Origin of the sequence: Bacillus sp. GMa5/1 (genome assembly GCF_050172015.1) — a bacterium.
GTDB lineage: Bacteria > Bacillota > Bacilli > Bacillales > Bacillaceae_G > Bacillus_A > Bacillus_A cereus.
In genome coordinates this window covers 1-3930 of the sequence record NZ_JBNLYC010000280.1, presented here as the reverse complement: position 1 = coordinate 3930, position 3930 = coordinate 1, and the positions used below count along the sequence as shown (strand labels likewise).

Genomic DNA, 3930 nt, shown 5'->3' with positions numbered 1-3930 from the left:
AATAGTTGTAGAGATTATGAAAGAATGTTCTTAAACTAACAGTCAGGTTACTTTAAGAAGGTTTTTTCAAAGGAAATGGTAAATATCATATTTTGAAGGGGTGATTGCAGTGGAGTAAGTGATTTTTTTAATCTTAGTTAAATACTTTGAAGGAAGGCATTTATAATTATGAATACAAAACTAATAATAGTAGAAGGGTTACCTGGATTTGGAAAATCAACCACTGCAAAGCTAATAAATGAAATTCTAAGCCAAAATAAAATTGAAGTTGAACTATTTTTAGAAGGAAATTTGAACCACCCAGCCGACTATGATGGTGTATCTTGTTTTAATAAATTTGAGTTCGATAGATTATTATCTAACAGTGGGGATTTTAAAGAAGTGCTCCTTAAGAAAGTTCTAAAAAAAGGAAGCAATTATTTATTACCATACAGAAAGATAAAAAATGAGTTTGGTGACCAGTTTTCGGACGAATTATTTAACATTATTTTTAAAAATGATATATACGAATTACCATTCGATAAAAATGTTGAATTAATTGCTGATAAATGGAATGACTTTGCTGAAACCGCTCTAGAAGACAATAAGGTTTATATCTTTGAATGTTGTTTCATACAAAATCCATTAACTATTGGGATGATTAAATATGGTGAACAAAAAGAAAAAATAATAAATTATGTAATGAAAGTTGCAAAAATCATAGAGAATTTAAATCCAATGTTATTGTATGTAGAACAAGATAATCTTGAATTTTCATTTAGGAAGGCGTTAAAAGAAAGAACTCCAGAATGGTCCACAGGAATTATTGACTATTACACTAACCAAGGCTATGGAAAAGAACATAACCATTCAGGTATAGAAGGAGCGATAAAAGTTCTTGAAGCTAGAAGGAATTTAGAATTAGAAATATTCGATATGTTAAAAATGAAAAAAGAAAAAATCAATAATACAAAATATGAAATTGACTCATATAGGTCAATGTTAAAAGATAAGTTAGCCATACAAATGGTGAAATAGCTTTTTACACTAACTGGTGCTTTAGTTGAATAAGGAAATAAAAACGCTCAGAATATCTTCTGAGCGTTTTAGTTTGTTATTTCTAATGGTTATTAGCATTTTTCTCTTCCTACACTGAACCCATTACTCATATGAAGTACTCTTTTTACTCGGTATCTTCAGGTTGATATTCTAAAATATCACCCGGTTGGCATTCTAATGCTTTACATATTGCTTCTAAAGTTGAAAAACGGACTGCTTTTGCTTTTCCATTTTTCAAGATAGAAAGGTTAGCCATTGTAATTCCAACCTTCTCCGAAAGTTCTGTTACACTCATTTTTCTTTTTGCTAACATTACATCAATATTAATAATAATTGCCATATTATTCACCTCAGACCGTTAAATCATTTTCTGATTTTATATCTATAGCATCTTTTAATAGTCTTTGGAGAACGGCAGCAAAGACCGCGATTACCATTGAAGAAAAAATCATAATCATTCCGATAATAATAATGCCAGGGGCATCATCTCTCTCTGCCACGAGATAAAAAAGTGGCATACCTAATACATATAATACACTAATTGCCAATGCGCTGTACTTAATATTTTTTAAAGCTTGAACAGATAGCTCTGAGAATGCGTTATTTTTATCAATATAGTTTAAAAGCTTAAATGTTTGGTACAGTGCGAAGTAATAAGGTATTGCTGTTGCGTATAAATTGATAAATACAAGATATTTAATATATGCAATATCTGGATATAATTCTGCGGCAAAATTTCCTATTTTAGGGACTAAAAAAATGCACATAGCAAGAACGGGGATTCCGATTAGAATTACAACGGTCTTTAAAAAGAGTGTGGATCCTTGTTTCATAAAAAGCACCTCATTTATTTAATATCTTATTAATTTAACATGAAATTTATTGTTTAACAATAAATTTTTATTTCTTTTAATCGAGGATTTATTGTTAAACAAGTAATTAATGAAAAGGATGTTAAATCTTTTTTATAAGATAAATGATACATATCGATATTTAATTAAAGAAAGAGAAAGTAACTATTGTTAGCTTTATGAGAATTGGGAACTAATAAAACATATGTAGGTTTTGGTATGGAAAAGGAAATAAGGTGTATTGAAATGAATGCAAAGTTTATGGAGGAACAATCATGTTGAATTATGGTGTGAAGATGAAAAAGTTACTATTAGTGGGAGCTATAATAGTAAGCGTATTAAGTACGGAAAGTATGATGAATTATCATGCGGCCAAAGCTAAGGTGAAAAAAGTAGAACACCAGCCTAAAAATATAATTATGATGGTTATGGACGGAACGAGTTCAACGGCGACAACATTGGCTCGCTGGTATAAAGGGGCACCGCTTACGTTAGATCAAATTGTAACAGGAGGTGTTCGTACGTTTTCGGCGGAATCAGCTATTACAGACTCAGCGCCAGCAGCAACAGCTTTAGCAACTGGAAATAAATCGAATTCAGGATATGTAGGTATATTACCTTCTATTGTAAGTTCGCCTAGCTTACAGCCAATAAAAGAAGAAGAAAAGTTACGGCCGGTCGCAAACGTATTAGAAGGCGCAAAATGTACTGGTCGTGCAACTGGCATTGTTGCTACATCTGAAATTCAGCATGCTACTCCGGCCGGATTCTCTGCTCACCATGTCAATCGCAAACATTTTGACGTAATTGCGAAGCAGCAAGTATATCAAAATATAGATGTCGTATTAGGCGGGGGAAAAGCGGCGCTGTTACCTATGAAAAGTAATGGAATCCGAAAAGATGGTGAAAATTTAGTAAAGGTGATTCAAGACAAAGGATACGATTTCGTTGAAACGAAAGATGCGTTATTGAACTCCAAATCTAATAAAATTTGGGGCTCTTTCTCACATCATGCTCTTGCGTTTGATATGGATCGTATAGCAACAAATCCAGAACAACCAACACTTTCTCAAATGACAGAAAAAGCAATTCAAACATTATCAAAAGATAAAGATGGCTTCTTTTTATTCGTAGAAGGTAGTAAGCCTGATTGGGCAGCTCATGCTAATGATCCAATTGGGATGATTAGTGATGTATTAGCATTTGATGAAGCGGTAGCAAAGGCGTTACAATTTGCGAAGAAAGATGGGGATACGATGCTCATCGCTTTAACTGATCATGGTAACAGCGGCATCTCTATAGGGAATAGGAATACGACAAAAGGATACAATACTACACCGGTTTCTGTATACATTGATTCATTGAAAAAGGCGAAAATGACACTTGAAGGAACTATAAATAAACTGAAATCTGATTTATCAAATGTAGAAGATGTAGCTAAACTATACGGTTTGGATAATCTAACTCATGATGAAAAAGAACAATTAAAAGTGGCAAAAAAGAAAATGGATGTAGGACGAATTTTTACTACATTATTGGCTAATCGTGCAAATATCGGCTTTACGACAGGAGGACATACAGGTGAGGATGTATTCTTACATTCTTATGGACCTCAAAAACCAGAAGGCTTAATCCAAAATACAGACATTGCGAAGACGATGGCGAAAGCGATGGGCTTTAACTTAGAAGAAGTAACGAATAAAATATTTTTAGAGAGTGAACAAGCCTTTAAGAAAATCGGTGCAACTGTAACAGCCGACAAAACCGAAGGAGCAAACCCGTTACTCGTAGTAAAACATAATAAAGTAGAAGCACAATTATTTGGTAACAAAAATATAATTCGTATCAATGGTAAAGGGTATGAATTAAGAAGTATTATTGTAGAGAGTAATGGAAAGTGCTATGTACCAGAAGAAGCAATTCAACTATTTGTAAAGCATTCTCGTTAAAAAATTGCCAACCAGTTAAGTTAACTGGTGGCAATTTTTTGTGTTTATTCTAAATATAAGTGTTCGAATTGTTTTGTGAATTTTTCCATATG

Annotated in this window: 4 protein-coding genes; 2 read left to right on the top strand and 2 right to left on the bottom strand. The window is 32.7% G+C overall.

Annotated features, from left to right (window positions below; translation table 11 throughout):
- Positions 1-168 precede the first annotated feature (168 nt).
- Positions 169-1017, top strand: coding sequence for a hypothetical protein (locus tag ACQGSG_RS27300; protein ID WP_097796583.1), 849 nt, complete (start codon positions 169-171; stop codon positions 1015-1017).
- Positions 1018-1162: 145 nt separating this feature from the next.
- Here the strand turns inward: ACQGSG_RS27300 and ACQGSG_RS27295 are convergent, their stop codons facing one another.
- Complete coding sequence (locus tag ACQGSG_RS27295) at positions 1163-1378, bottom strand: helix-turn-helix domain-containing protein (RefSeq protein WP_000974619.1); 216 nt, start codon at positions 1376-1378, stop codon at positions 1163-1165.
- Between the two features lie 10 nt (positions 1379-1388).
- Positions 1389-1871 (bottom strand): DUF2975 domain-containing protein, encoded by a 483-nt coding sequence (locus ACQGSG_RS27290; protein ID WP_000809119.1) that lies wholly within the window; start codon positions 1869-1871, stop codon positions 1389-1391.
- A gap of 293 nt (positions 1872-2164) precedes the next feature.
- On the opposite strand from ACQGSG_RS27290, the gene ACQGSG_RS27285 reads away from it, so the two are divergent.
- A complete protein-coding gene (locus tag ACQGSG_RS27285) occupies positions 2165-3838 on the top strand; it encodes an alkaline phosphatase (RefSeq protein WP_098567248.1) in 1674 nt (557 codons plus the stop codon).
- The last annotated feature ends 92 nt before the right edge of the window (positions 3839-3930 follow it).